The organism is Cellulomonas biazotea, assembly GCF_004306155.1.
GTDB lineage: Bacteria > Actinomycetota > Actinomycetes > Actinomycetales > Cellulomonadaceae > Cellulomonas > Cellulomonas biazotea.
Map to the genome: position 1 here is coordinate 1 of NZ_BIMR01000273.1, position 5,867 is coordinate 5,867.

5 protein-coding genes and 1 pseudogene are annotated in these 5,867 nt (G+C 76.7%); all 6 read right to left on the reverse strand.

The features are described 5' to 3' along the window. Nucleotides 1–1,166: pseudogene (locus tag CBZ_RS16230) on the reverse strand (endonuclease/exonuclease/phosphatase family protein); the annotation flags it as partial. Nucleotides 1,167–1,260: 94 nt separating this feature from the next. After that, entirely contained in the window at nt 1,261–2,661 is a 1,401-nt protein-coding gene (gene efeB / locus CBZ_RS16235; protein WP_130782530.1) for an iron uptake transporter deferrochelatase/peroxidase subunit, read from the reverse strand. Nucleotides 2,662–2,668: 7 nt separating this feature from the next. Continuing rightward, nucleotides 2,669–3,871 (reverse strand): iron uptake system protein EfeO, encoded by a 1,203-nt coding sequence (gene efeO, locus CBZ_RS16240; RefSeq protein ID WP_130782531.1) that lies wholly within the window; start codon nt 3,869–3,871, stop codon nt 2,669–2,671. A 60-nt stretch (nt 3,872–3,931) separates the two neighbouring features. Beyond that, complete coding sequence (gene efeU / locus CBZ_RS16245; protein WP_130782532.1) at nt 3,932–4,837, reverse strand: iron uptake transporter permease EfeU; 906 nt, start codon at nt 4,835–4,837, stop codon at nt 3,932–3,934. Nucleotides 4,838–4,946: 109 nt separating this feature from the next. Further along, nucleotides 4,947–5,528 carry an NUDIX hydrolase gene (locus CBZ_RS16250; protein WP_246013493.1) on the reverse strand — a complete coding sequence of 194 codons (582 nt, stop codon included), beginning with the start codon at nt 5,526–5,528 and terminating at the stop codon, nt 4,947–4,949. Between the two features lie 6 nt (nt 5,529–5,534). Continuing rightward, nucleotides 5,535–5,867 (reverse strand): acyl-CoA carboxylase biotin carboxyl carrier protein subunit (locus CBZ_RS16255; RefSeq protein WP_246013494.1); only part of this gene is annotated, 333 nt, incomplete at its 5' end.

Genomic DNA, 5,867 nt, shown 5'->3' on the forward strand with positions numbered 1-5,867 from the left:
GCGACGCGGTCGTCGGGGACCGCCGGGCCGGCGTCGGCCTGCTCGCCGCCCGCGGCGGGGGTGCGGCGGCGCAGGCCCGCGAGGGCGACGACGAGTGCCGCGGCGACGACGACCCACGCGTTGTCGACGGGCAGCGGGACGTCGTAGTCGAGCATGTAGAGCAGCAGGGTGAGGACGGCCGCGAGGCCGCCCGCTCCGGTCGCCACGGCGGTCCGGGTGATGCCGGGGGGCGCGGACCGGCGCGTGCTGAGCACCGTGGCGAGCACGAGCCCGGCGCTGACCTGGGCGACGGCGAGCGCGACGAGCGCGACCGGGCCGGTGGTCCACAGGGCGCACCCGACGGCGACGACGAGCAGCGCGGCGGCGGCGACCCGCAGCGCCGCGGGCCACACGTCGGGACGCAGCAGCGGCCAGGCGCCGAGGGCGGCCGCACCGAGCAGCACGAGCCCGGCGACGTCGAGCGGCACGCCCGCCTGTGACGCGGCGAACGCGGGGTTGGCCAGGAGCATCGCGGCGATCGCGACGTACGGACCGAGCGCCCACAGCCGTCGCGGCCGTCCGGTCGGCTCGGGCGACGCGGCGGGGTCGAGCAGGCCGGGTGCGGCGCCGAAGGGCGCGAGCGCGACGAGGCCCGCGACGACCCAGCCGACCCAGCCCGAGCGCCACACGGCGTCCCACGTGCCGAGCATCATCTGGAGCCCGACGGACAGGCCGCTGCCGACGAGGAGGCCCGTCGCCGCCTGCCGCCCGCCGCCCGTCCGCCCGGCGACGTGCGCGACGGCGAGGGTCAGCACGGCGACCGCCACGGCGACGGTGAGCAGACCGACGACGTCGAGCGCCAGGCCGTCGAGCGCCTGCAGCGCGAGCCGCAGCACTCCGAGTACGCCCGCGCCGACGAGCAGCGTGCGGGTGTCGGGCGTGCCGGACGGCCGACGCCGGGCCACCAGCAGGACGGCCGCGACCACACCGGCACCGGCGTACGTGACGAGGGCGGCGACCGCCGCGGCACCCGTGCCCACGGCGAACCAGCGGTCGAGGAACGGCCCGCTCGCCCGGACGGCCTCGAGGGTCGTGAGCGTGAGGGCCGCGACGAGCCACACCCGGGTGGGGGTGCCGGCGTCCGGCGGGGTCGTGGTGCCGGCGCCGGGGCCGCGGGTGGTGCTCACGGGCCGCACGGTACCGCCCGCGGGCGGCCGGTGGACGACGGGCCGCAGGACGGGCCGAGTGCCGGACCGCCAGCCGGGTGGACACCGCCGCCCGTCAGGCGAAGAGCGCCTCGCCCACGAACGGGCCGTCGTCGCTGTCGACCGGCGTGCCGTCGGGGCCGAGCACGAGCGCGCCGTCCGGGACACCCGGTGGGACGGCGAACAGGCCCGACCCGGTGTGCTGGAGGTACTCCATGAGCCCGTCCTGCCCGGAGAGGCGGTTCTGCATCGGCACGTAGTGCGTGCGCGGGTCCCGCACGAACGCGAGGAAGAACAGCCCGGCGTCGAGACGGCCGAGCGAGTCGTTGCCGTCGGTGAAGTTGTAGCCGCGGCGCAGCATCCGGACCCCGTCGTTCTGGTCGGGGTGGGCGAGGCGGACGTGGCTGTTCGTGGCGATGAGCGGCGCGTCGGCGCGGCCGGTCGCCGCGAAGTCGGGCTCGGTGAACTCGGTGCCGCCCGACAGCGGCGCGCCCTCGCCCTTGTTCCGGCCGACGAGCGCCTCCTGCTCCCGCAGGGACGTCCTGTCCCACGTCTCGACGAGCATGCGGATGCGCCGCGCGACGAGGTACGTGCCGCCCGTGAGCCACGCCGAGTCGACGCCGTCGGCCGTGTCGTCGTCGGCGGCGGACGCGGGCACCCACACGTGTTCGTCGAGCGCGTCGGGCTCCTCGGCCTTGACGTTCGCCGTCCCGTCCTTGAAGCCGAACAGGTTGCGCGGCGTGCGCTGCGCCGTCGTGGTCGACGACGTCCGGCCGTACCCGAGCTGGGTCCAGCGGATCGTCGCCGCGCCGAACGCGGCCCGCGACAGGTTCCGGATGGCGTGCACGGCGACCTGCGGGTCGTCGGCGCAGGCCTGCACGACGAGGTCGCCGTCGCTGCGGGCCGGGTCGAGGGCGTCGGCCGGGAAGTGCGGCAGCGCGACGAGCCCGCCGGGCAGCCGGTCGGCGAGGCCGAACCGGTCGGTGCCGGGCGTGCCGTCCGGTGCGGGCGTCCCGACGAACAGCGAGCGGCCGAAGCCGAACGTGAGCGTCAGGCCCGCGGGCGGCAGGTCGGCCGCCTCGCCCGTGTCGTCGGGGGGTGCGTCGTACGGGCCCGACGCCGCGCCGAACGGTCCCGCCGGCAGCCCCTGCGTGAGGCGCGCGGCGATCGTCGTCCAGCGGCGCAGCAGCGCGACGAGCTCGTCGCGCGAGTCGGTCGTGACGTCGAACGCCGCGAGGTACAGGCGGTCCTGCGCGGGCGTGACGACGCCCGCCTGCCGCGCGCCCGTGAACGCGTACGTGCCGGGTGACGCGCTCGCGGCCGCTGCGGCGGACGCCTGCGCCGCGACGCGCGACGCACCGAAGCCCGCCGCCGCGGCGACCGCCGCGACGCCCCCGCCGATCCCCAGCAGCGCACGCCGGGACAGCCCGGGAGCGGTCGTCGGCTCCGCGGGCGTCCCCGGCGTGGTGTCGCTCATCGTGGCGTCAGGCACCCGTGACGGTGGTGGTGAGACGCGACAGCGGCTCGGACAGCGCGTCGACCGCCGCGGCGAGCTCCTTGACCTGCGCGTCGGTGAGGTCGTCGTACGACGTGAACCCGGACTCCACGCTGCCCTGCGCGGTCAGCAGGTCCTGCAGCTCCGCGAACCGCTCGTCGAGCGCGTCGGCCAGGTCGGCGTCCCGCTCCTGCACCACGTCCGCGAGCACCTCGTAGGCGACGTGCGCGCCGTCGACGTTCGCCTGGAAGTCCCACAGGTCGGTGTGCGACCAGATCTCCTCCTCGCCCGTGACCTTGCCCGTGGCGACCTCGTCGAGGAGCTCCTTGGCGCCGTTGGCGATCTGGAACGCCTCGAACGTGAAGGCGGGGTCGTTCACCTGCTCCTGGAGCTTGGCGGTGTTCGCGACGATGTCGGCCGCGGCCGCGGTGCGCTGCTCGGGCGTCAGCGGCGTGTAGGTCACGCCGCCGTTCGCGTCGGGCGTCGGCTGCCAGAGGTCCTTCTCGACGAGGTGCCAGCCGGTCCACGTCGCGCCGTCCTCCAGGTCGGCCTCGCGCAGGTCGAGCAGCGGGTCGAGGTCGCCGAACGACTCCGCGACGGGCTCGACGCGCTCCCAGTGCACGCGGGTCGCGGCGTACAGGTCGCGCGCGGTCGCGTCGTCGCCCGCGGCGTACGCGTCGGCGAACTCCTGCGTGCCGGCGACGAGCGCACCGACCTGGTCCTTCACGTAGGCGACGTACGACGCCTCGGCGGCGGCGAGCTGCTCGGCGGTGTCGCCGGTGGGGCCGACCTCGGTGCCCGAGTCGGTCACGGTGAACTCGGCGCGGATGCCGTCGCCGACCATGCCGGGCTTGCACGCGGTCCAGTAGGTGCCGGGCCGGGCCTGCACGACGAGGTCGCGGCTCAGGCCGGGGCCGATGTTCTCGACCTCGGACACGACCCGCAGGCCGTCCTCGCCGAGCAGGTAGAACTCGGTGACGTCGTCGCCCTCGTTGGTCACCGTGAACGTCAGGGTGCCCGACGGCGCCTCGGCGGTGGAGACGTCGCACGCGTCGCCGGTCGACGCGACGGTGATCGCGCCGCCCGTCGTGGCGTCGCCCGACGCGGCCGGGTCGTTGGGCACGCACGCGGCGACGAGCGGGAGCACGAGCGCGGCGGCCAGGGCGAGCGCGGCGGTGGGCCGGTGGGACATCGGACTCCTCGGGGGAGCCGTCCGCGCGGGCGGACGGGGTGGGTGGGGTGGGTGCGCGGGTCAGCCGACGGCCGGCGTGGGCGTGGTGCCCACAGCGGGCGCGCTGGACGCGCCGGACGGCGCGGACGACGCGGGGGGTGCGGGCGGGCGCGGGGCACCGCCCCAGGTGGTGCGGACGAAGAACGTCATGGTGGGCACGACGAAGGCGAGCCAGGCGACGGCCTCGACCCACGTGGTCGCGGGGGAGAAGTTGAGGACGCCCTTGAGCAGCGTGCCGTACCAGCTGGACGGCGGGACGGCCGCGGAGACGTCGAACGCGAGGTGGTGCAGGCCGGGCAGGATCCCCGCCTCCTGCAGGTCGTGCACGCCGTAGGACAGGACGCCGGCGGCGACGAGCACGAGGAACGCCCCGGTCCAGGCGAAGAACCGGCGCAGGTCGACGCGGACCGCGCCGCGGTACAGCAGCCACCCGAGCAGCACGGCGGTGAGCAGGCCGAGCGCGGCGCCGAGCAGCGGGGTCGCGTCGCCGTCGGAGCCGCTCGTGGCCTGCGCGCCGGCCCAGAGGAACAGGGCGGTCTCGAGGCCCTCGCGGCCGACGGCGAGGAGCGCCATGACGACGACGGCCCGCTTGCCGGCGGCGACGGCGTCGTCCAGGCGGTGCTGCAGGTCGGCCTTGAGGTGGCGGGCCGTGCGCGCCATCCAGAAGATCATCCAGGTGATGAGCCCGACGGCGACGATCGAGAGCGAGCCCCCGATCGCCTCCTGCGCCTCGAACGACAGCCCCTGCGGGCCGAACGTGAGGAGAGCGCCGAACGCGAGCGACACGGCCGCGGCGATCCCGACGCCCGCCCACAGCGCGGGCAGCAGGTCGCGGCGCTCGGTGCGGACGAGGTACGCGACGAGGATGCTGATGACCAGCGCGGCCTCGAGGCCCTCGCGCAGGCCGATGAGGTAGTTCGCGACCATGACTCTTCCCGGGGAGATGTGAGGCGAGGCTTACCTCACCGGGGCGCGACGATACTCCCGCCGCCGGACCGCGCGCGACGGTGTCCGCCGCGCACGTGTGTGAGGCCGGTCACCCGGCGGCGGGCGCCTCCAGCCGCGCCAGCAGGCCGGGCCAGGCGTCCGCGAACGCGGGCAGCAGCGGCAGTCCCGGCACGTCCTCGACCGGGACCCACCGCACCTCGACGCTCTCCGCGTCGGTGGCCTGCGGCTCGACGGGCTCGACCTCGTCCGCGAGGACCGTCGTGTACGACCAGTCGGGGTGCTCGAGCGTCGACGTGCCGAGCACGCGCACGTGCGCCGGGTCGATCCCGGCCTCCTCGGCCGACTCGCGCAGCGCGCCCACGGTCGCCGGCTCGTCGGGGGCGAGGGCCCCGCCCGGGACGCCCCACGTGCCCCCCTGGTCGCTCCACGGCGCGCGGTGCTGCAGGACGACCGCGACGGGTGCGCCCGCGGCGTCACGCCGGACGAGGAGCAGACCGGCCGCCCCGAAGCGGCCCCAGTGCCGCCGCCCGCACGCGCACTCGACCCAGCCGTCGCCCTCGGTGCGGTGGTGCGTGACGCCGCCAGGAGGACCGGCGACCGCCCCCGGCCTGCCGGGCACGGTCGCGGGCGTGCCGGCGTCGCGCAGGTCAGCGGGCGCCGCGTCCTCCACGGCGCGTCAGCCGACGATCTCGCAGATCGCCGAGCCGGCGCTCACGCTCGAGCCGACCCCCGCGGCAAGCCCGGTCACGGTGCCGGCGCGGTGCGCGACGAGCGGCTGCTCCATCTTCATCGCCTCGAGGACGACGACCAGGTCGCCCTCCGCCACCTGGGCGCCCTCGGCGACGGCCACCTTGACGATCGTGCCCTGCATCGGCGACGCGAGCGTCGTGCCGTTGGCCCCCGCCTTCGCTGCGGCCCGCCGCACGGGACGGCGCGGTCCCGCGGGGCCGGACGCCCCGCCGCGGCCGGTGGGTCGTGCACCGCCGCCCGCGGGGCCGCGGCCCAGCGC

Coding starts and splice junctions, on each gene's coding strand:
- efeB (WP_130782530.1), bottom strand. CDS start 2,661: ATGAGCGACACCACGCCGGGGACGCCCGCGGAGCCGACGACCGCTCCC.
- efeO (WP_130782531.1), bottom strand. CDS start 3,871: ATGTCCCACCGGCCCACCGCCGCGCTCGCCCTGGCCGCCGCGCTCGTG.
- efeU (WP_130782532.1), bottom strand. CDS start 4,837: ATGGTCGCGAACTACCTCATCGGCCTGCGCGAGGGCCTCGAGGCCGCG.